The following is a 20474-nucleotide window of genomic DNA, read 5'->3' as shown; positions in this document are numbered from 1 at the left end:
TCGGCGTGGGCGGGGCGGATGCCTTCGGCCGAACCGATAACGAGGTTACGGATCCCGGCTCTCAGAAAGCTAGGACCGAGCTGGGTAAAAGCTGAAAATCATTCACGCGGTGAAGGTGGCCGCGTACTTCTCGGCGATCGCGGCGGTCTCCGGCAGGTCCGACTCGACCACCGGCAGGCCGGCCGCGACGTCCGCGCCGAGCTCGGTGAGCAGCCGGCGCAGCAGCGCCTCGGCCGCCGCCGCCTGCGGGGCGACGCCGGCCGTGACCACCGGCACGGCCCGCTTGCCGGCCAGGGCCCGCGCCGGCAGGTTGTCCAGCAGCACCTTGAGGACGCCGGTGTAGCTGCCCTTGTAGGTCGGGGTGGCGATGACCAGCACGTCGGCGCCCTGGACGGCGTCGAGGGCGGCGGCGGTCGCCGCGTCCCCGGGTGTCAGCAGGCCCGGGCCGAGCGCGCCCACCTCGATGACTTCCGGCGTCCCGGTGCCGGCCAGGGCGGCGCCGACGGCGGTGGCGAGCACCGAGGTGCGCGAGCCCGGACGGGGATTGCCGGACACGACGACGATGCGACTCATGATTCTCCTAGCGAGAGGTGGTCAAGCGGCACGGCCCAGTTGGGTGTATCGCCCGTCGTGGTAGACGAGCGGGGCCGCGGTGTGGTCCTCGTGATGCCAGCCGTGTTCGGGCGTGGCCAGCACGATCGTGTGGTCGCCGGCCTCGACGCGCTGGTCGACGCGGCAGACGATGCGGGCCAGCACGCCGTCGAGCAGCGGCACCCCGCCGGGGCCGCGCTCCCAGGCGCCGTGGGTGGCGAAGCGGTCGATGTTCTTGGTCGAGAAGGTTCGCGCGACCTGTTCCTGCTCCTCGGTCAGCACGTGCACGGCGACCGTCGCCGAGGCGGCGATCGCCGGCCAGGCCGAGGCGCTGTGGGCGAGGCAGAACGAGACCAGCGGCGGGTCGAGGGAGACGGAGGTGAACGAGGTGGCGGTGAATCCGGCGGGGGCCTGGCCGGGCGCGCCCGGAGCGGTGATGACCACGACGGCAGCGGCGTGGCGGCGCAGCAGGGCCCGGAAGAGATCGGCGTCCACGAGCGAACTGACGGTCACGGAAGTCTCCTAAGAACGTCGCGTCCACAGATTGAGATGGCGAACGCGCATGACCCCACCGTGCGTCCCGCCTTGTCGTGATGTCAATGGTGTTCTCATATCCTAGTAAACCTAGGGAGTATGGTTGACATGGCGGCATTGCGGCCCGCAAGGTTGGTCCATGTCCGCTCCCACGATTCCTGTCGTACGGCAGTGGCATCGTGGTGACGCCCATCCGTCGCCCCTGCTCGGCCACATCCCGGGTGCCCGGCGTCATCGCTCCCGGGTGGCGCGCCCCTCGGTGCGCCGTCGCTCGGTGCGCCGTCGCTCGGCCGGGCGCGGCTACGACTCGTACGAGGAAATCTCCTGGGATCTCGCCCTTGACCTGGTCGGCGTGACGGCCGGCGGCCGGGCTACCCACGACGTCGAGCGTCATGTGGCGGCGGCCCGGGGTGAGATCGTCTCGATCTCACCGCTGGGCGACGACCTGCCCTCTTCCCGGGGCGGGTGGCTGCCGCTGAAACCCGGCACCGATGTGGCGCTGATGTTCGCCCTGGCCCGGCGGATGGCCGCCGGCCGCACGTTCATCACCGTGAGCTGGTCGCTGCAGCGCGCCCCGTTCGGCGAGCAGCCCCTCTGGGCCGGCTACGCCGAGGCCTTCACCCAGGGGCGCTCCAGTCGGGAGTGGCTGCGTCACCTCTACGGGCGGTGGCGGGCCGAGCCGAAGAAGTCCTTCGACGAGTTCTGGGCGGCGGGCGAAATGGAGCGGCGTGACGACACGGTGCTCTTCGCGGATTTCCGGGACGGCGAGCCGCTGGACACGCCGAGCGGGCGGATCGAGCTTTACTCGGCGACGGTGGCCGGCTTCGGCTATCCGGAATGCCCGGGATGCCCGATCTATGCGCCTCGGCCGGGCTCACCGGCGTACGGGGAAATGGTCTTGATCTGCAATCAGACCGCCACGCGGCTGCACTCCCCGTTCGACATGGGCGGATTCTCGCAGGCCGCGAAGCGGTCCGGTCGCGAGCCGGTGCGGATGCGTCCGGCCGACCCGCAGGCCCGCGGTGTCGCCGACGGTGACGTGGTGCGCCCGCGCCGCTGCCGCCGATCCGGGCCTACGACCCACCGCTGGAGGTGTGAGTCCGCCCTCGTTGCGCGTGTTTTGACCTATCGAACAGATAGGAAATGTATTATTCCAGCGGCCCACCGGCCCGCACCCCCGAGGAGGACCCACATGTCCGCGCTCGCCGTCGCCCATCCGCCCGTTCCGCGCTCCCGCATCGCCCGCCTGCGACCGGTGCCCGACCTCGCCGAGCCGCCGGTCACGGTGACCATCAGCATCGCCGGAGGCGAGGGCGCCGGCCGCGACCGGGTGCTGGCCGCGCTGCGCGACCTGGTCGACGCGGCCGGCACGGCCGTCGAGGTGGCCGTCGAACCGGTCGGCGGGACCGCCCTGCGGCTCGACCCGAAAGCGCGCACCGCCACCCGCGACGGGCAGCCGCTCGACCTGAGCCGCCTCGAGTACGATCTGCTGCTCTTCCTGGCCCGGCACCCGCGCCAGGTGTTCAGCCGCAGCCAGCTGCTGGCCCAGGTGTGGGGGCACACGCACACCACCAACCGCACGGTCGACGTGCACGTCAGCCGCCTGCGCACCAAGCTGTCCGACCCGGAGGTCGTCACCACGGTCTACGGGCTCGGCTACCGTCTGGCCGACGACGCCGCTGTCGTTGTTTCTTCCTGATCGGGGTTCCACACATGTCCAAGCGGACCGTAGCGGTCGTCGGTGGCGGTTGCGCCGGCGTGCTGGCCACCCGGGAGCTGCTGCGCGGCGGCGACGACCGGGTGGTGCTGATCGAGCCGGACGAGCCGGGCGGCGGCCTGGCCTACGGCTCGGCCCGCCCGTGGCATCTGCTCAACTCCCGGGCCGGCGCCATGAGCGCCGACCCCGACGACCTCGGGCACTTCACCCGGTGGTCCGGGAGCACCCCCGACGACTTCCGCCCGCGGACGGAGTACGGCCGCTACCTGCGGTCGGTTTTCGCGGAGACGGCCGCCTCCTTCGGTGAGCGACTCGAGGTGCGGCCGGCCCGTGCCCGCGCTCTCGTCACCGGGGGCCTGGCTCTGGACGACGGCTCGACCGTGCGCGCCGACGAGATCGTGGTGGCCACCGGCAACCCGGCTCCCGCGCAGCCGGCGGCCCGCCCCGACCACCCCGACTACATCGCCGACCCGTGGGCGCCCGGCGTGCTCGACGCCATCCCGTCCGACGTGCCGGTGATGCTGGTCGGCGCCGGCCTGACCGCCGTCGACGTGGCGCTGACCCTCACCGCCGACCGTGACCGCGACGCCCCGATCACGGCGGTCAGCCGCCGAGGTCAGTTGCCGCTGACCCACACCGCGGTCGCGGCCCCGCCGGTCGGCCTGGCCCTGGACGACTGCACCACCCTGCGCGACGTGGTCCGCGCGGTCCGGGCCGAGGCGGCCCGCGCCGGCGACTGGCGCGCGGTGGTCGACGGCCTGCGCCCGTATTTGGACCAGCTCTGGACCGCGCTGACCCCCGACGAGCAGGAGGCGTTCCTGCGCCACCTGGCCCGCCCGTGGGAGTGTCACCGCCACCGGATGGCCCCGTCGGTGGGCAGCCGGGTGGCCGAACTGCGCGCGGAAGGCCGCCTGGAGGTCCGCGCGGGCGGCGTCCGCTCGATGACGGCCCCACCCGCCGGCGGCCTGCTGGTCGAGCTGGAGGCGGGCGTCCAGTGGTTCGGCGCGGTCATCAACTGCGCCGGCCCCGGCCGCCTCCCCGCCGCCGCGGGCGGATTCGTGGGCAGCCTGCTCGACGCGGGCCAGGCCCGCGTGGGCCCGCACGGCCTCGGCCTGGACATCGACGACGCCGGCCACCTGATCGGCGCCGACGGCCACGCCCGCGACAACCTGTGGCTGATCGGCCCGCTGCGCCGGGGCGCCCGCTGGGAGACCACCGCGGTCCCGGAGATCCGAGCCCAGGCCCGGGTCCTGGCCTGCGGCATGTCCCCGGTTCCGGCCTGATCCAGCGTCCACCACGTTCGCCGCGCGCTCGTCACCTCCTCGTCCCAGATCACGGCGGCCTCGGTCTACGCTGGCCCGGTGCGGATCGCGGCGTGTCAGACCCCGGAGATCCTGGGTGACGTCGAGGCGGCGCTGGCCTGCGTCGAGCGGTTCGCCGCCGACGCCGCCGGTGCTGACCTGCTGCTCTTTCCGGAGGGCTTTCTTCAGGGCTATCTGGTGACCGGCGACCACGTACGCCGGCACGCCCTGGCCCTGGACTCGCCGCCCTTCGCGGCGATCCTCCGGCGGCTGGCCCCGCTGCGGCCCGCCCTCGTGCTGGGGATGCTCGAACGCGACGGCGACCGCTTCCACAACACCGCCGCGGTGATCCACGGCGGACGGCTGCTCGGTGCGTACCGCAAGACGCGGTTGGTTCCCGGCGAGGCCGTCTTCACGCCCGGCGACGACTATCCGGTCTTCGACCTGGCGGGCGTCCGCTTCGGCATCAACATCTGCTACGACACCCGCTTCCCGGCCGTGGCCGCCGCCGTGGCCGCGCGGGGTGCCCGGGTCCTGCTCGTGTCGTCGCAGAACATGATGCCGAGGGACAAGGCCGAGCACTGGAAGGACCTGCACCACGCCATCCGCGCCGACCGCGCCCGCGAGACCGGCCTGTGGATCGTCTCGGCCGACGTCACCGGTGAGCGCGACCCCGGCCGCGTCGGCTGGGGCCCGACCAGCGTCCTCGACCCGGACGGCCGGGTGGTGGCCCAGGTCCCCTCGATGACCACGGGCTTCGTCGTCGCGGAGTTGTGAAAGCGGGCAAATCCGGCACACTTTTTTCCCCTGTGGACAACGGGCCGTCGAGGCGCCGATCGTGCCAGGCTGTCTTCCGTGACGACATCGATGCGTGAGCGCCTGGACGAGCTGCTGGCGGCCGGTGAGCTGGACGGCCTGCACGGGGTGGTGGTCGTCCAGGGTGGCCGGACCGTGCTGGAGCATTACGGCGAGGGGCCGGACGTCAGCTGGGCCACCCCGCTGGGCGCCGTCGCGTTCGGGCCCGCGGTTCTGCACGACCTCCGCTCGGTCACCAAGAGCGTGACCGCGCTGCTCTACGGCATCGCGCTCGGCGAAGGGCTGGTTCCGGAGCCCCAGGAGCCGCTTCTGCGCTACTTCCCGGACTATCCCGATCTCGCGCGCGACGCCGGGCGGGCGCGGCTCACCGTCGAGCACGCGCTCACCATGTCGCTCGGGCTGGAGTGGCGGGAGGATCCGCCGTACGACAGCCCGGCCAACGCCGAGATCGCGATGGAGATGGCCGCCGACCGGTACCGGTTCGTGCTGGAGCGGCCGATCGTGGGGCCGCCGGGGGAGCGCTGGTCCTACTGCGGCGGCGCCACCGCGCTGCTCGGCAAGCTGCTCGCCGACGGCACCGGGCGGAGCCTGCCCGAGTACGCGGCGGGGAAGCTGTTCGGGCCGCTCGGCATCCGGGATTTCGGGTGGCTGACCGGCCGGGACGGCGTGCCGTCGGCGGCCTCGGGGCTGCGGCTCGCCCCGCGCGACCTGGCCCGGATCGGTGAGCTCGTGCTGGCGGGCGGTCGCGGGATCGTCCCGGCCGGCTGGATCGAGGCCATGCTGCGGCCCCGGTTCGTGACGGAGTGGGGGCCGCGCTACGGCTATCAGTGGTATGTCGAGGACGGGTTCGTGGCGGCGATGGGCAACGGCGGGCAACGCCTCGTCGTGGTTCCCGGCCGGGAGCTCGTCGCCGCCATCGTCACCGGCAACTACGACCGGCCCGATCAGGGGCTGGTTCCGGCCACGCTGCTGGCGGAGGTGATCCTATAGATCGAGGGTCACCGCCACCGGGTAGTGGTCCGAGGCGTACTCGGTCTCGTCGCCCCGGATGACCGTCATGTCGTGGGCGAATCCGGCCAGTGACGGGCTGGCCAGCACGTAGTCCAGGCGCATGCGGGAGAACTCGCGGCCGCCGCCGTTCGTGGTGGGCACGGTCAGCGGGTTGCCGGAACCGGCCACGTTCCACAGGTCGACGAAGCCGGCGTCGAGGAAGGCGCCGACCGCCCGGGTGTCGGCCGAGCCGTCCGCCGCGAGGTGGCGGCGGCGCAGGAAGCCGGGCTGCGGGGCCAGCGTCGCCGTGTGGTCGGTGCCGGGGTTCAGGCCGTTCAGGTCGCCCGCGATCAGGGTGGGGCCGGGGTGGGCGCGGTAGCGGTGCGCGAGCCAGATCGCCTCGCGCATGCGGCGGTACGGGGCGAACGGGTTCAGGTGCGCGCTCACCACGGTCAGCAGGCCGGCCGACGTGGGCACCCGCACGATCGAGGCCGCGTGGTGCAGCTGCCACCGCACCTCGGCGCTGGCCGAGACGGTCAGCGGGGGCCGGACCAGCACGGCGACCGGCTGGCCGAAGACCGAGCGGGACACGTACGGCACCATGCCGACCGACTCCGCGAAAGACGGCGCGAAGTCGCGCAACTCCTGCATGGCCAGCAGGTCCGGCTTGGCGCGGTTGATCACCGCGGCGATGGCCGGCAGACGCTTGCCGCCGCCGGTCTTGATGTTCCAGGTCATGAACTTCATGCGGCCACCGGCTCCGAACGCGGACGGGAGACTTCCGATGCTGCCTCGGAGACTGTCACGGCGTGGGCGTTCGGGCGGATCACCCAGTACAGGACGCCGATCCAGCAGGCCGTCAGCAGGGCCGCGCCGAGCATGTCGGACGGGTGGTGCATGCCGCGGTACATGCGGGAGAGCGCCACGATGGCCGGCATCAGGACGGCCAGGCCGACGAAGACCCAGCGCCACCACTGGTGCACGCGGGCCATGCAGATCACCGCGATCGCCACCCAGACGCACATGGTGGCGGCGATGTGCCCGGACGGGAACGACGACGTGGGCATCTGGCCGTCGAGCTGCTCGACCGGGGGACGCGGGCGGCCGACCGCGGCCGCCGAGCAGAGGAACAGGGTGAGCTCGCCGACCATCGTCAGCACCAGGAACAGCACCGGGCGCCACTGGCGCCACAGGGCCAGCGCGAGCGGGCAGAAGACCAGCGAGATGAGCAGGATGGCGTGGGTGTCGCCGGCCTTGCTGGCCGCCCAGCTGAGGTCGTCGAGCCGTTCGGTGCGGAACGTCTGGAGCCAGCGCGGTACGCCGTCGTCGAAGCCGGCGAACGGTGTCCAGCGGGTCAGCGAGTAGCCGACCACGTAGAGCAGGCCGAACGTGAGCACCCAGCCGACCAGGATCTCGGCGCCCTTCGCCCACGGGTGCGGCAGCACCCGGTCCTCGGCCGGCGCGGGGGCCAGGTCGGTCTTGGCCTCCGGCTCCAGGCCCTCGGTCAGCGCGTGGTCGGGGTGGCCGGCCTCGCGGCGCCACACCCGGAAGGCGTACGCGGTGACGCTGATCCAGGCCAGTCCGAGGAACCAGCCGGCCAGCACGTCGGAGAGGAAGTGCACGCCGAGCGCGATGCGGGTCAGGCCGACGGCCACGATCACCACCGCGGCCAGCGTGATCACCAGCGGGCGGAAGCGGCGGGTCGCCGACAGGATGACCAGCGCCAGCATCCCGTACACGATGGTCGCCCCGAGGGTGTGCCCGCTCGGGAAGCTGTTGCCCTGCCCGTACGCGATCGGGTCGGCGACGACCGGGCGGACCCGGCCGACCAGGGCCTTCAGCGACGGGTCGAGCAGCAGCGCGCCGAGGCCGGTGACCGCCAGGTAGATCGCCAGCCGAGGCAGGCGGCGGATCAGCAGCAGCAGGATCATCATGATCGTCAGGGCGAACAGGGTCGTCCGCCCGCCGGCCGCGGTGATCGTGGTGAGCACCTTGACCACGGCCGGGTGGGGTGCGACCAGGTCGTTCAGACCGGAGGCGATCGACTGGTCGAGCTCGCGCAGCGGCGTCCAGTGGAAGCGCACGAGCAGCAACAACGTACCGAACGCCAGGCCGGCCAGGACCACCGCGGCCAGGCCGGCGACGCTGCGCTCGGCGAAGTGCCGCACGGGTGCCCAGCCGGCGCGCTCGACCACGCGGTGTTCGTCGGTCACGGCGGGTTCCTCCAGGGGAATCGATCGGGGGTGGACCCGATTTACCCGGTGGGCTCCTTCCGTACACCGTGGTGCCTCTGATGCGGTAGCTCGGGGGTTGGTTCCCATTTGTCGGCTACGGCCGGTTGGGGTACGCCGACGCGGGCGGCCTCCAGCTGGGCGGCGAACGCGATGCCCAGGAAGAGCGCGATCCCGGTCAGGTTGGCCCACAGCAACAAGGCCATGATCGCGGTCAGCGGCCCGTACGTGGCGCCGAACGAGGGGCCGAAGCGCACGTAGCCGGCCAGCATCAGGCTGGCCATCCACCACAGCACCGTCGACACCACCGCGCCGAAGATCAGCCAGGTCAGGCCGGGCTGGTGGCGGCGCGGGCTGTACTTGAACAGCAACCCGACCGCGACCACGATCAGGGCCAGGCTCAGCGGCCAGCGGACCACGTCCCAGGCCACCCGCAGCGTGCCGCCCCACTCCCAGTGCGACTCCGCCGCCTCGCCGAACGGGCGGCCGGCGACCAGCAGCAGGAAGCCGATCAGCGCGGGCACGCCGGCGAACGCCATGAGCAAGGTCGCCCGCAGGTATTTGAACAGGGCCGGCCGGTCCCGTTCGACGCCGTAGATCCGGTTGGCGCCGCGCTCGATCTGGGCCATCGCGGTGGTCAGCGCGACCATCCCGGTGATCAGGCCGAGGGCCAGCGCGACCTCGCCGGCGTCCCGGGTGCGCTCGTCGTTCTCCAGCAGGTCCCGTACGAGGGGGTCGCTCGCGCCCGGGGTCAGCGCCAGCACGGTGTCGGCCACCACCTGACCGCCGGACTCGACACCCAGGTCGGCGGCGAGACCGGCCAGCGCGATCAGGAACGGCACGATCGCCAGGCAGAGCTGGAACGCGAACGCGCGGGCGTGGCTGAAACCGTCGCCGTACCGGAACCGGACGAACGCGTCGCGGATCAGCGGCCACCGGCCGTACTTCTTGAGGGCCAGGAAAGCGTCGTCGGCGGAGAGCTCGTCCCCGCTCATGTCGCGCGTCTCGGGGACCGGCGAGGTACTACTCACGCGCGGCCTCGCGAATGTCCTCGGCTGCTTCCGCCGCGCTGCTCACGTCGTACGCCAGATCGGGATCGCCGGCCGGAACCGGAACGCAGAGCAGAAGCGCCGAGGGCTTGACGTGGATCTTGAGTTGGCGGCCGGAGTCGATGAGGTCGCCGTCGAGCTGCCGCGGCTGGACCTGCCGGGTGTGGATCTCGACGCGCTCGGCCGAGTACGTCTCCATCAGCGGCACCCGCTTCTGGCGGCGCACCACGGCCCACGACAGCCGCGCCCAGTGACCCAGGTTGTTCGGGCTCAGGATCGCCACGTCGAGCTTGCCGTCGGCCGGGTCGGCCTCCTGGAGCAGCCGTACGCCGCCCTGGAGCCGGCCCACGTTGCCGACGATCACGGTCCGCGCCTGCCGGGGCATCGGCGGGCCGCCGTCGAGCACGATCCGCGCCCGCATCGGGCGGTCCCGCAGATGGCGCAGGGCCCCACCGACGTACGCCAGCCAGCCGATCCTCTTCTTGGCCGTCTCGGACGTGCCGGCCAGCATCTGCGCGTCGAAGCCCATGCCGGCCATCACCGCGAAGCACTGGCCGCCCTCGACCACGCCCACGTCGATGCGGCGCCGGCCACCCTCGATGGCCACCTGCACGCCGGTCGCCGGGTCGGCGCCGAGGCCCAGGTTGGCCGCCAGCAGGTTGCCGGTGCCGGCCGGCAGCACCGCCATGGTCACGTCGGAGCCGGCCAGGGCGGTCACCACCGCCATCACCGTGCCGTCGCCGCCGCAGGCGAAGACCAGCTCGGCCCCGTCCTTCACGGCCTGCTCGGCCTGGCCCCGGCCGGGATCGGAGGCGGTGGTCTCGTACCAGGACGGCTCGGGCCAGCCCACGCTCGACAGACCTTCGCCGATGATCCGGCGCAGCTGATCGAGGTCGGGCACCTTGGCGGGGTTGTAGACGACTGCACTGCGGGGTCCGGTCACGCGCACAGTTTGCCCGAGACACTCGAGAATCATTCGTCACCCGGATGGGAAACACTGGGGGAGTGAGTGACTTGACCTATTCGCCCGTCGGCGGCACGCGCACGGGCGAGCGGCCGCCCGGTTTCCGCCACCTGTTCTATCGGACCCCCCTGGGTACGGGCGCCGATCTCCACCGCCGTGCCGGTGAGGCGGTGGTGACCTTCCGCATGCACCGGGCCACCGGGGCCACGGTGACCGCTTCGGCATCGCCGGCGGCGCCGGGCGTACGGCTCAGCGTCGGGGCCGGCCCGCTGACCGTCCCCTGCGAGGTCGTCTGGTCGTCGCTCGAGGGCGACCGGATCGGGTTCGGATACGGCACCCTCCCCGGCCATCAGGCCTCGGGCGAGGAGGCGTTCGTGGTCGAGCGTGACGAGCGGGACAGGGTCTGGTTCACCGTGACGGCCTACAGCCGTCCGGCCAGGCCTTTGATGCGGCTGGGCGGTCCGGTCGCGGTCTTCTTCCAGCACTTGTACGCCCGTGCGTGCGGCCGCGCGCTGAAGCGGCTCTGTACCGTGAACCCGTGAGTACGACCTCGGTCACCTGGTGGGGCCACAGCACCGTGTGGCTGTCCGACTCCGGCACGACCCTGCTGACCGACCCGGTGCTCAGCGACCGCTTCGCCCATCTCAAGCGGATGGCCGGCCCGACACCGCGGCTGCCCGGCGCGCCCGACGGCGTGCTCCTGTCCCACCTGCACGTCGACCACTTCCACCTGGCGTCGCTGCGCGCGGTCGAGGGCGAGCCGCCGCTGATCGTGCCGCGCGGGGCCCGCGCCTTCGTCGCCAAGACCCTCGGTTCGGCGTACGCGGACCGCACGGTCGAGCTGGCGCCGGGCGACGAGACCACCGTGGGGCGCCTGAAGGTGCGCGCGGTCCCGGCCGCCCACGACGGCGGCCGTGGCCCGTGGTCGCGGGACAAGGCGATCGCCGTCGGCTACGTGATCGAGGGCGCCGCCCGGACGTGGCACGCCGGCGACACCGGCCTGTTCGACGAGATGAGCGAATTCGCCCCGCTCGACCTGGCCCTCATCCCGGTCGGCGGCTGGGGCCCGTCGCTCAGCGCCACCCACCACCTCGACCCGGCCGCCGCGGCCGAGGCGGTGCACCGGGCCAAGGCCAGCTGGGCCGTGCCCGTGCACTACGGCACGTTCTGGCCGATCGGGCTGAGCCGGGTGCGCTCGCACATGTTCCACGACCCGGGCGTCCAGTTCGTCCGGCACGCCGAGCTGATCGCTCCCGACACCCAGGTGCGCGTGCTGGCGCACGGCGAGACCCTGACGATCGGCCGTACGGCGTGATGGCCCTGCTCGGAGCGCTCGCCTGGCTCTTCGCCGTGGTCGCCTTCGGCGCGATCATCCCGGTCGTGCCGACCGGCGCCGCCGTCAGCGGCGCCGCCGCCCTGGCCTTCCACGAACACCGCCCGCTCACCATCGTGCTGGTCATCGCGGCCGGCGCGGCCGCCGCGTACGTCGGAGACCTGGTCATGTACGCGGTCTGCCGGGTCGGCGGCGAGAAACTGGCCCGCCGCATGCGCTGGCTGCGCGACGAGGAACACCTGGTCAGCGTGAAGGAGCGCCTGCACCGCAGCCAGGTCCCGGTGCTGCTGGTCTCCCGGCTCATCCCGGGCGGCCGGGTGCCGGTGCTGCTGGCCGCGGCCTTCCTCGGCATGCCGTGGCGCACCTTCGTGGTGGCCAACGCCCCGGCCTGCGCCCTCTGGGCCACGGTCTACGCCACGATCGGCGTGGCCGGCGGCTCGATCTTCCCCGAGCCGTGGCAGGGCGTGATCGCGGCCGTGGCCCTGATCCTGATCGTCAACCAGAGCATCTCCTGGATCAGCAAACGCCGTACGGCCGCCGCCCAGGCCCCCTCGTCGACCTCCCCCGAAACGCCGTCGGAGGCCTAGTACTTCAGGTACTGCCGGGTCATCTTGGCGACCTTCTCCACCACGGAGATGCCGCCGGACATGGTGCCGTTGTTGTGCGACAGGACGGCGATGGAGACGTCCGTGCCGCTGCCGGTGACCCGGCCGACCGTGTTGATGATCCAGCGGTTGTTCTCGGTCGAACGGGCCAGCCAGCCGTTCTTGACGGTGAACTTCTCGCCGGTCCGCGCGGCGGCCGGCACACCCCAGTCCTGGCTGGCGTCGACGGTGCTCATCAGCGTGTAGGCCAGCTTGCGGGAGTCGGCGTCCAGCGGCCCCTTGGTGTCGACCAGCTCACCGAGCAGCCGCACCTGGTCGTCGACGGTCGTGCGGGTCAGGCCCCACGAGCTGCTGACCTTGGTCTGGGTCAAGCCGAGCCGCTTGTTGCAGGCGCCCACCGCCGGCGCCCGCCCGAGCTTGCTGAACAGCGAGGTGGTGGCGTCGTTGTCGCTGAGCCGGATCATGCGCTTGGCCAGAGCCAGCTCGGTCGAGGTGAGATCGCGGCCGGCGTCCTGCGCGGTGAGCAGCAGACAGGCCAGCACCTGCACCTTGACCACGCTGGCGGTCTCGTATTTCTCGGTGCCGCGGTACGAGTATTTCTGCCCCGTCCGCCGGTCGAGCACGGCCACGGAGAACTCGGGCGTGGACGCCGCGTACTTCTTGAGGGCGGCGTCGAGCGCCTTGACCCGCTTGGCCCGCTCGGCGGCGGCCAGCTCGGCCGCGGTCGGGCCGGCCGGCGTCGTCACCCGGGGCGCGGGCGCCGGCGCGGCGGTCGTGGTGGCTTTCGCCGCCGGGGCGGTCGCGCCCTCGAACGTACCGGCCACGGCCTGCGTACCGCCGTCGTCGTCGTTCATCATTCCCGCGCCGACCAACCCCGCACCTCCCAGGACCCCCACTGCCGCCACGGCCAAGATCCAGTTTCGCGTACGTCGCACGCCTGCCATAGTGCCGTGTCCGACCGCATCATGGGCGACCCGACCCCCGGTACATAAGAAGTTGACAGTGACTTTCCACCGATGGCGCGCCGACGGTCACGAAACGTGAGGTGTCCCGCTGGCGCATGATGGAAGAATGCGCTTCCCGTTCTTGTCTCCCGCCACCGTCGCCGACCTGACCCGCGCCGCCGTCGGTCAGGTGGTGGAGACAGCGGCGGCCGCCGTCACCGTCCCGGTACGGGTGGTCGGCCTCCTGGGCCAGGCCGAACTTTTGGTCAGCCGCGTGACGGTGATAGCCGACCAGGCCGAAACCCTGATCCACCGCGTCTCGACAGTCGTCGACACAGCCGAGAAGACAGTGTCCGACGCCCGGCAGACAGCCACCGCCGCCGCCACCTTGGTAGACCGAGCCGGCTCCACCGCCGGCGACGCCGACGCCCTGGTCCAGCGGGCCGCTCTGACCGCCGACGCCGCCGCCCTCCTGGTCGAGCGAGCCGCCACCACCGCCGACGCCGCCGGCGCCTTGGTCGACCGCGCGGGCACGACCGCCGACCGGGCCGGCGCCCTGGTCGACAAGGCCGGCGGTATCAGCGACGCCGCCGCCGGCGTGGTCGGCCAGGCCGAATCGGCCGCCCAGGAGGCGACCGGCCTGCTCAACGAGTACGCCGGGCCGCTGCGCAAGGGCGCCCCACTGGCCCGCCGTTTCGTCGACGAGCTCTCGCAGGAGGAGGTCACCGCCGCCATCCGCATGATCGACACCCTGCCGGCCCTGCGCTCGCACCTCGTCGATGACGTGATGCCTCTGCTGAACAAGCTCGACCAGGTCGGGCCCGACCTCCACAAGCTCCTCGAGGTCACCGAAGACCTGCACCTGGCCATCGCCGGCCTCCCCGGCCTCAAACTCCTCCGCCGCCGTGGCGAGGAGCGGGTCGACGATCGCAAGGCCTGACCGGCCCCTGACCTTCTGTTCAGAGAGTGAGCTGTATCACCTGTAGCTCTGGAGCCCGCGCTGCACATGTGTGACCGGACGCGATCACGTCCCCCCGGATCACCAGGAGCAGCCGATGACGACAGTCAGTCTCGCCCCCGCCCCCGCGGCCGTGCGAGGTGAGTCCGGCCCCGCGCCTGAACGCACGCCTCGGCTGTACGCGCTGGACGGATTGCGGCTGGTGTGCGCGCTGGCCGTGGCCGGCTACCACTTCGGGGACTCCTGGCGGTTGGACGGGGTGCACCCACCCGCGTACTTCCTCCCGGACGCCGCGCCGGTGTTGATCTACGGCTTCCTCGGCGTCGAAGTGTTCTTCCTGATCAGCGGGTTCGTCATCCTGATGAGCGGCTGGGGGCGCACCCTCCGCGGGTTCGCCGCCTCCCGCGCCGCCCGGCTGTACCCGGCCTTATGGGTGTGCGTCCTGATCACCGCCGTGGTCAGCACGGTGCTGCCGATCAGCGGCGGACTGCCGTTTCCGCCCCTGCCAGGCGGCCCGGACGTGCTGATCAACCTGACGATGCTGGCGGAACCTTTGAACAGGCCGCTGGTCGACACCGTGTACTGGACGCTCTGGTGTGAGTTCCGGTTCTATCTGATCGTCGCCTGCATGCTCGCCGCCGGGCTCACCGGCAAGCGGGTGCGGCTGCTCGGCGCCGGATGGCTGACGGCCGCCGTGCTCCTGCCGGCCTTCCCGGGGGCATCGCTCGAGCAGGTCGTGATGCCGGACTTCGCGCCGTACTTCATCGCGGGCATGACCATGTTCATGCTGCGCCGTGACCGCTCCGACCGGTGGTCGTGGGCGCTGTTGGCCGCCTGCTGGCTGGTCAGCTTGCACCACGTGCACGTACGGGCGCTGGACCTGCGTCCCGGCTTCGAGGTCGCGGTCTGGCCGGCGCCGGTGCTGCTCACCATGGCGTACGGCATCCTGCTGGCCATCGCCCTCGGCGCCACCGACCGAATCACCTGGAGTTGGCTGGGCACGGCGGGCGCGCTCACCTACCCGTTCTACCTGCTGCATCAGCGGGTCGGCTACAGCCTGATCCGCACCTTTCACACCGCGACCGGGCTGCCGGCGCCGATACTGATCGGGGGAGCCGTCGTCGTCCTGCTCACCGTGGCCTGGCTGATCCACCGCTACGTCGAGCGTCCGCTCGCACCTTTGATCCGCGTTTTCGTGCGGGGCCGGCGGCAACCGATCACGGCAGATCGGGCGACCCGAGCGTGAGGGAATCGTGAACCGGGCAACGGCGGACGCGGAAGCCGCCTTCCGCGAGCTCTTCGAGGCCGCGTACGACGACCTGCTGGTGTTCGCCGAGCGCCGGGCCGACCTCGCCGTGGCTGAGGACGTGGTCGCCGAGACGTTCCTGGTCGCCTGGCGGCGCCTGGACGACGTGCCGGACTCCCTCGACGAGGCCCGGGCCTGGCTTTTCACCGTCGCGCACAACCTGCTGCGCAACCGGCAGCGCAGCGAACAGCGGCAGCGGAAGCTCGCCCTGCGCATCCTGCGGGAACCGGAAGGGGACACCGGCGGTGACGCTGACGCGGTGGCGGCCCACGTCGACCTGACCCGGGCCTGGCAGCAACTGTCCGCGGCCGACCAGGAAGCGCTCACGCTCACCGCGATCGAGGACCTCACCGGCCCTCAAGCCGCCCACGTGCTGGGCATCTCCCGGACGGCATTCAGCCTGCGCCTGCTGCGAGCCCGCCGCCGCCTGCGCCGGCACCTGCGCCAGCAGCCGGAACCCGGACCCGCACCTTCCCCCGCGCCTGCCCATACCGCGTCACCCGGAGGCCCCGCATGACCAACGACGAACTCGACCACGCCATCCGGTCCGCCGCCGGCCCGGCGCCCGCTCGCGTCACCCAGGCCCGGGCCCAGAACCTGCTGGAGAGCATCGTCAGCACCGACCGGAGCGCGGGCTCGGAGCCGGTCGCATCCCGCCCCCGGCGCCGCCTGCGGATCGCCGGCGTGGCGGCGGCGCTCGCCGCTGGGGGCGCCCTGCTCGCCGGCCTGATCGCCGGCGGGCCCGCGTACGCTTCCTGGACCCCCGATCCGGGGCCGGTCTCGGCCGCCGAGGCCCGCGACATCGTGGCCAAATGCGTGCCGGCGGAGGAGACCGGCGCCGCGCGGATCGTCGTCGGCGAGACCCGCGGTGACTACGCGTACGTCAATGCCGTGACGCCGAGCGGAAGCCGGACCTGCTTCCGTGATCACAACGGGGACGTGCGCCAGTCCAGCATTCTCACCGTGCTGAGCAGCACCGAACAGCTGGGCGCCACCGGCGTCGAGCTGTACACGTGGGGCCAGCTGCGCACCGACGAGGGCTACATCCGGCTCATGGCGGGCCACCTGGGCTCTCAGGTGACCGGCGTCGACATCACCGTACGCTCCGGAAACGGCGACTCGTCCCGAACGGCGCACGCCACCGTCCGCGACGGCTACTTCGCCGCCTGGTACCCGGAAGGCCGCGACGAGGCGAACAGCGACACCACCACCCTCACCCTCACCCTCACCACCGGCGCCACCATCCCCAACCTTTCCGCCAGCCTGCTCTACGACCACCCAAAGCTCGACTGACACTCCCCAGCACCGACCGCCGCCGTATCGCCCCACGCAACCACCGCGCCCCCGGCAGGTACGGGCGAGGCCGCTGTCTGCGCTGTCTGCGCTGTCTGCGCAGTCGTGGCCGACGCCGGCTCGGGCGCGGTCAGCTTCGCAGGTATGTCAGGACGGCGAGGACGCGGCGATGGCCGTCGGCATCGGGAAGGTCGAGTTTGGTGAAGATGTTGCCGATGTGTTTGGCCACTGCGGCGTCGCTGATTCCGAGCGCTCGGGCGATGGACGGGTTGTTGTGGCCTTCGGCCATCAGCTCGAGCACCTCCCGCTCCCGAGCGGTCAAACGGTCGAGTGGGTTCGTCGTGCGGCGGCGGTCCAGCAACTGCCGTACCACGTCGGGGTCGATGACGGTCTCACCGGCCGCGACCCGCGACACCGCGTCGGAGAAATCGGCGATCTCGCCGATGCGGTCCTTGAGCAGATAGCCGACTCCGGCCTGACCGGACGGCCCGAGCAGTTCAGCGGCGTACGCGGTGGCCGCGTACTGCGACAGCACGAGAACCGCCGCGCTCGGGTCGCCGGCGCGTAGGGTCACCGCGGCACGCAGCCCTTCGTCGGTGAAACCGGGCGGCATGCGGACATCGGTGACGACCAGGTCGGGTCGATGCTCTCGGGCGGCCACCATCATCGCGTCACCGTCACCGACCGCCGCCACCACGGTGTGGCCCAGTCCTTCGAGCAGGCTGACGAGGCCGGCCCGCATGAGCGCGGCGTCTTCGGCAAGCACTATTCGCAGCGACACGGCAGGTCCATTCGCACAGTGGTGGGTCCCCCCGGTGGGCTGCTGATCTCCAGGGCGCCGGCCACGACGGCCACTCGGTCGGCCAGCCCTCGCATGCCCGTGCCCAGTGACGGTTCGGCGCCACCGGTGCCGTCGTCGACGATGGTCAGCGTCAGCCGTTGCTCAGCGAGTCTGCCACTGATCTGGATGCGAGTAGCTGCGGCGTGTCGTACCGCATTGGTCATGGCCTCGGAGACCACGAAGTAGGCGGTCGACTCGATCTCGGGCGGCAGCCGGCCGGACACGTCGAGATCGAGCTCGACCGGAATCGGACACCGTTCGGCGAGTTCGCGGACCGCCTCGGTCAGCCCGAGATCGGTGAGGACCTGAGGATGGATGCCGCGGATCTGGTCCCGCAGGGTGACGAGTGCCAGCCGGGCCTGGTCGTGGGCCTCGCCGACGAGTTCGCGGGCCCGTCCGTCCGCGCCGGTCATATGCCGCTCGGCCAAGCCCAGCTTCATCGTCAGGAGTACCAGGTGTTGCTGCGCGCCGTCGTGCAGATCTCGCTCGATCCGACGGCGTTCGGCTTCGAAGGCGTCGACCAACCGGCTGCGTGACAGGGCCAGCTCCTCTACCTGGCGGTTCATCTCGGGACCCGTGGGCGCGAGCAGCCACTTGGCGAAGGCGGCCTGGGCGCCGCCGATCACGCTGATCCCGTACAGGGTGACGACCGTCGCGGGCATCCCGGCCAGGCCGGCGACGGCGCACGCCTGCTCGACGGTCTCGACCGCCCAGGTGCCGATTGTGAGGTGGACGTTCACGCCCAACCCGACCAACAGCGGCAGCGCCAGCAGCAGCAGGCAGGTGAGCAGGACGAACACCGCAGCCAGGTCGAGGAGCGCGAGCACCGACAGCAGGCATCCGCAATAGCCGAGTTCGCGCCAGGTGGCAGCCTCGGTTACCCGCCGCCGCACCCATGCCCAGCCGCCCGGGGGCGCGGGTGCGTGCGGGTCGGGGACTGCGAGCGGCTCCACGAGGCCGAGCCGGTGGCGCTCCAGCGCCCCGATAGGTATGCCGACGAGCATCAGCAGCGGCGGAAACAGCAGCAGCGGTAGAACGGCCAGCCAGGCGATCGCACTGACCGCCACGCTACTGACGACATAGGCCAGGCTGCGCCAGAGCCATCGCGACAGGACGAACCGGACGGGGTTGCCCCCCATCGCCCGCCACACGCTCGTCGCCACGGTCAGCCTGCTCCTAGGACGTCGAGCAGTGAGGTGGCGGGGTCCAGCGCCGAGACTGTGCTGGCCGCTGTCACGAATAGCAGCAGACAAGCGGTCAGGGCCATGGTGACACCGAGTGTACGGTGCATGAATCGGACGCGCGTGGCGCTCGGTTCCCTGGCGATACGCCGCCTCCAGAAATGGGCGCTCACCAGTCCGGTCGCCACCATCAGCGTGGCAGAAACCGCAGCCATGACCCAGTGATATCGCGCGACCTCGCCGAGCAGTAGCGTCAGCGCGCCGGAACCGGCATGCGGACTGGTCGAGGCGGTCAGCCCTTCGCGCATCTCACTCAACACCGGCGCGAGCTTTCCCTCAGAGGTCCTACCGGATAACAGCGGCAGCAACGCGACCAACGGTACGGCCGTCGCCTGGATGTTCACCATCAGCACTCCCGTGGCGAGAACCGTCAACACCGTTACGGCCGTGGCAACCGCCGCGTATCCGGGCCGGCCTCGCACGTATCTCCGCCACAGCGCGGTGGCGAGCAGCGCGAGGACGACGACCAGCAATGCGCTGATCGCCACCTTGATCACATGCCATTCGAACCAGTAGTCGACCAGGGTCGCCAGGCGGGCGGGCAACGCCGCGGTTCCGCTTCGCCAGTACTCGACGAGAGCACGCCCGAGGGCGTCCTGCAGATTCGCCTCACTGTCGTAAGCCCCGAAAGTCGGCCTGAGAAAGGCGGCGGGGGCGAGCACGAAGGCCGCCACCAAAGCTATGCCGAATGCCAGCAGAAACCCGATCGCGGACCCCGAATGCAGCCGAACCTTTTTGCCGTCGGAACCTGGTACCGGTTCGGTTTTTATCGGTCGTAAAAGCATAGGACGACGGTAAAGACCGGCCTCGCACAGCGCGATGGCACAAGAGATAGTGCGGCCGGGTGAGTTTGCGTTACCCCTGAGGTAGAGCTAGCTCTACCTCAGGTCGAGGACCCGGCGGCGTGCCCGGCTGTTCGCGGTGTGGACCGAACGTCATGTGGCGGCTTTCCGGTGAGGCCGCCGAGATTCGGGCGGGACGCCCCGCCGGACCTAACGTCTGAGGCTGCGCGTGAGACGGTAGACGCAAAAGACTGCGCCGGCGGTGAGAGCCAGGAAGGCCAGGATCGGCGCAAGGCCGAACGGGACCTCATCGGGATCGAAGATCGGTCCTAGAAGGAATAACAGGGCGCAGGCCCCCAGCATCAGCGTGACCGGCACCAGCACCAGCAGGAGGGCGATCAGGCCCACGATCCGGGCCGTCCTCCGCGCCGGCTGCCCGGCGGCTGGCGGGGTCGGCTGCGCGGGGCGGAGGCGGGCGGCAGCCGCCTGGATCTCGCCAAGGGTGGCGTCCAGCCATCGGTCTCCCACGATGAACGGGGTTCCATACTGAGCGATTACCGCCTGGTACTGCACGCGCTGCAGCGGGTTCATCAGGCGCAGGGCGGCCGCCGGATTGGCCGGGACGATCAGGAGAACGGGCCGGCGGCGGGGTCCCACCGTCTCGGTGAGCCGGGCGATGTGGGGCCAGGTCAGGCGCATGTTGGGCAGCCGGATGCCCTTGTCGTCGACGGTGAGGACCGGGATCCGCAGAACGGTGCTCAAAATGAGCGGCAGGGCGAGGACAAGCGCGACCAGGCCGGAGCCGTCGGTGGCGATGGTGCCGACGGTGTTGTCGCCGTGGACGAGGATCAGGCCGAGGACGGCCGCGAGGGCGAAGCCGGCGAGTGAACCGAGGTAGGGGGTGTCGGGGCGGAACCGGACCTTGAGAGGCACCGCGGGAGCCTATGTTGTTGATCTACATAGGCTGAGACCGGGCGG

Annotated in this window: 22 protein-coding genes; 11 read left to right on the top strand and 11 right to left on the bottom strand. The window is 71.5% G+C overall.

Annotation, left to right across the window (positions count from 1 at the left end; translation table 11 throughout):
* Nucleotides 1-102: 102 nt before the first annotated feature.
* Both ACGFJ7_RS17170 and ACGFJ7_RS17165 read right to left on the bottom strand, forming a co-directional pair.
* On the bottom strand, nt 103-573 hold the full coding sequence (locus ACGFJ7_RS17170; RefSeq protein WP_360240460.1) for an NAD(P)H-dependent oxidoreductase: 471 nt from the start codon (nt 571-573) through the stop codon (nt 103-105).
* A gap of 21 nt (nt 574-594) precedes the next feature.
* Complete coding sequence (locus tag ACGFJ7_RS17165) at nt 595-1104, bottom strand: flavin reductase family protein (RefSeq protein ID WP_360240457.1); 510 nt, start codon at nt 1102-1104, stop codon at nt 595-597.
* A 160-nt stretch (nt 1105-1264) separates the two neighbouring features.
* Here ACGFJ7_RS17165 and ACGFJ7_RS17160 point away from each other — a divergent pair, with 160 nt between their 5' ends.
* The 4 genes from ACGFJ7_RS17160 (at nt 1265) to ACGFJ7_RS17145 (ending at nt 5949) form a co-directional block, all read left to right on the top strand.
* Nucleotides 1265-2824 (top strand): winged helix-turn-helix domain-containing protein, encoded by a 1560-nt coding sequence (locus ACGFJ7_RS17160; RefSeq protein WP_360240454.1) that lies wholly within the window; start codon nt 1265-1267, stop codon nt 2822-2824.
* 14 nt (nt 2825-2838) lie between these two features.
* On the top strand, nt 2839-4125 hold the full coding sequence (locus ACGFJ7_RS17155) for an FAD/NAD(P)-binding protein (protein WP_360240451.1): 1287 nt from the start codon (nt 2839-2841) through the stop codon (nt 4123-4125).
* Between the two features lie 78 nt (nt 4126-4203).
* Complete coding sequence (locus tag ACGFJ7_RS17150) at nt 4204-4920, top strand: carbon-nitrogen hydrolase family protein (RefSeq protein ID WP_360240448.1); 717 nt, start codon at nt 4204-4206, stop codon at nt 4918-4920.
* Nucleotides 4921-5010: 90 nt separating this feature from the next.
* Complete coding sequence (locus ACGFJ7_RS17145) at nt 5011-5949, top strand: serine hydrolase domain-containing protein (RefSeq protein ID WP_360243479.1); 939 nt, start codon at nt 5011-5013, stop codon at nt 5947-5949.
* Here ACGFJ7_RS17145 and ACGFJ7_RS17140 read toward each other — a convergent pair.
* The 4 genes from ACGFJ7_RS17140 to ACGFJ7_RS17125 are packed head-to-tail and all read right to left on the bottom strand — an operon-like array spanning nt 5944 to nt 10205.
* Nucleotides 5944-6696: an endonuclease/exonuclease/phosphatase family protein gene (locus ACGFJ7_RS17140; protein ID WP_360240445.1), complete on the bottom strand. Its 753-nt coding sequence runs from the start codon at nt 6694-6696 to the stop codon at nt 5944-5946. The genes ACGFJ7_RS17145 and ACGFJ7_RS17140 overlap by 6 nt on opposite strands.
* Complete coding sequence (locus ACGFJ7_RS17135; protein WP_360240442.1) at nt 6693-8162, bottom strand: phosphatase PAP2 family protein; 1470 nt, start codon at nt 8160-8162, stop codon at nt 6693-6695. The genes ACGFJ7_RS17140 and ACGFJ7_RS17135 overlap by 4 nt, the downstream gene beginning before the upstream one ends.
* Before the next feature lie 41 nt (nt 8163-8203).
* Nucleotides 8204-9211, bottom strand: a complete 1008-nt coding sequence (locus ACGFJ7_RS17130) for a YihY/virulence factor BrkB family protein (protein WP_360240439.1) — start codon at nt 9209-9211, stop codon at nt 8204-8206.
* Nucleotides 9204-10205, bottom strand: a complete 1002-nt coding sequence (locus tag ACGFJ7_RS17125; protein ID WP_392642667.1) for a diacylglycerol/lipid kinase family protein — start codon at nt 10203-10205, stop codon at nt 9204-9206. The genes ACGFJ7_RS17130 and ACGFJ7_RS17125 overlap by 8 nt, the downstream gene beginning before the upstream one ends.
* Before the next feature lie 29 nt (nt 10206-10234).
* On the opposite strand from ACGFJ7_RS17125, the gene ACGFJ7_RS17120 reads away from it, so the two are divergent.
* Genes ACGFJ7_RS17120 through ACGFJ7_RS17110 form a run of 3 tightly spaced genes read left to right on the top strand, consistent with a single transcriptional unit; the run spans nt 10235 to nt 12113 of the window.
* The gene (locus tag ACGFJ7_RS17120; RefSeq protein ID WP_360240433.1) at nt 10235-10735 is read left to right on the top strand and encodes a DUF1990 domain-containing protein; all 501 of its coding nucleotides are present in this window, start codon (nt 10235-10237) and stop codon (nt 10733-10735) included.
* Complete coding sequence (locus tag ACGFJ7_RS17115; protein WP_360240430.1) at nt 10732-11508, top strand: MBL fold metallo-hydrolase; 777 nt, start codon at nt 10732-10734, stop codon at nt 11506-11508. The genes ACGFJ7_RS17120 and ACGFJ7_RS17115 overlap by 4 nt, the downstream gene beginning before the upstream one ends.
* Entirely contained in the window at nt 11508-12113 is a 606-nt protein-coding gene (locus tag ACGFJ7_RS17110; protein ID WP_360240427.1) for a VTT domain-containing protein, read from the top strand. The genes ACGFJ7_RS17115 and ACGFJ7_RS17110 overlap by 1 nt, the downstream gene beginning before the upstream one ends.
* Here the strand turns inward: ACGFJ7_RS17110 and ACGFJ7_RS17105 are convergent.
* Nucleotides 12110-13075 carry a serine hydrolase gene (locus ACGFJ7_RS17105; RefSeq protein WP_360240424.1) on the bottom strand — a complete coding sequence of 322 codons (966 nt, stop codon included), beginning with the start codon at nt 13073-13075 and terminating at the stop codon, nt 12110-12112. The genes ACGFJ7_RS17110 and ACGFJ7_RS17105 overlap by 4 nt on opposite strands.
* 127 nt (nt 13076-13202) lie before the next feature.
* On the opposite strand from ACGFJ7_RS17105, the gene ACGFJ7_RS17100 reads away from it, so the two are divergent.
* From ACGFJ7_RS17100 to ACGFJ7_RS17085, 4 genes are all read left to right on the top strand, one after another.
* A complete protein-coding gene (locus ACGFJ7_RS17100) occupies nt 13203-14015 on the top strand; it encodes a hypothetical protein (RefSeq protein WP_360240421.1) in 813 nt (270 codons plus the stop codon).
* Nucleotides 14016-14130: 115 nt separating this feature from the next.
* Nucleotides 14131-15279, top strand: a complete 1149-nt coding sequence (locus ACGFJ7_RS17095) for an acyltransferase (protein ID WP_360240418.1) — start codon at nt 14131-14133, stop codon at nt 15277-15279.
* A gap of 7 nt (nt 15280-15286) precedes the next feature.
* On the top strand, nt 15287-15856 hold the full coding sequence (locus ACGFJ7_RS17090) for an RNA polymerase sigma factor (RefSeq protein ID WP_360240415.1): 570 nt from the start codon (nt 15287-15289) through the stop codon (nt 15854-15856).
* Entirely contained in the window at nt 15853-16632 is a 780-nt protein-coding gene (locus ACGFJ7_RS17085) for a hypothetical protein (RefSeq protein ID WP_360240412.1), read from the top strand. The genes ACGFJ7_RS17090 and ACGFJ7_RS17085 overlap by 4 nt, the downstream gene beginning before the upstream one ends.
* A 130-nt stretch (nt 16633-16762) precedes the next feature.
* Here the strand turns inward: ACGFJ7_RS17085 and ACGFJ7_RS17080 are convergent, their stop codons facing one another.
* The 4 genes from ACGFJ7_RS17080 to ACGFJ7_RS17065 all read right to left on the bottom strand — a co-directional run bounded on the left by ACGFJ7_RS17080 (nt 16763) and on the right by ACGFJ7_RS17065 (nt 20429).
* Entirely contained in the window at nt 16763-17407 is a 645-nt protein-coding gene (locus tag ACGFJ7_RS17080; protein ID WP_360243475.1) for a response regulator transcription factor, read from the bottom strand.
* Nucleotides 17398-18636: a sensor domain-containing protein gene (locus ACGFJ7_RS17075; RefSeq protein ID WP_360240409.1), complete on the bottom strand. Its 1239-nt coding sequence runs from the start codon at nt 18634-18636 to the stop codon at nt 17398-17400. Before ACGFJ7_RS17075 ends, ACGFJ7_RS17080 begins: the two co-directional genes overlap by 10 nt.
* A 2-nt stretch (nt 18637-18638) precedes the next feature.
* Nucleotides 18639-19499, bottom strand: a complete 861-nt coding sequence (locus ACGFJ7_RS17070; RefSeq protein WP_360240406.1) for a hypothetical protein — start codon at nt 19497-19499, stop codon at nt 18639-18641.
* 207 nt (nt 19500-19706) lie between these two features.
* The gene (locus ACGFJ7_RS17065) at nt 19707-20429 is read right to left on the bottom strand and encodes a hypothetical protein (protein WP_392642666.1); all 723 of its coding nucleotides are present in this window, start codon (nt 20427-20429) and stop codon (nt 19707-19709) included.
* Nucleotides 20430-20474: the final 45 nt, after the last annotated feature.

The organism is Actinoplanes sp. NPDC048988 (assembly GCF_043197815.1).
In the GTDB taxonomy this organism is placed as follows: domain Bacteria; phylum Actinomycetota; class Actinomycetes; order Mycobacteriales; family Micromonosporaceae; genus Actinoplanes.
This window is presented reverse-complemented; position numbering and strand designations above follow the sequence as displayed.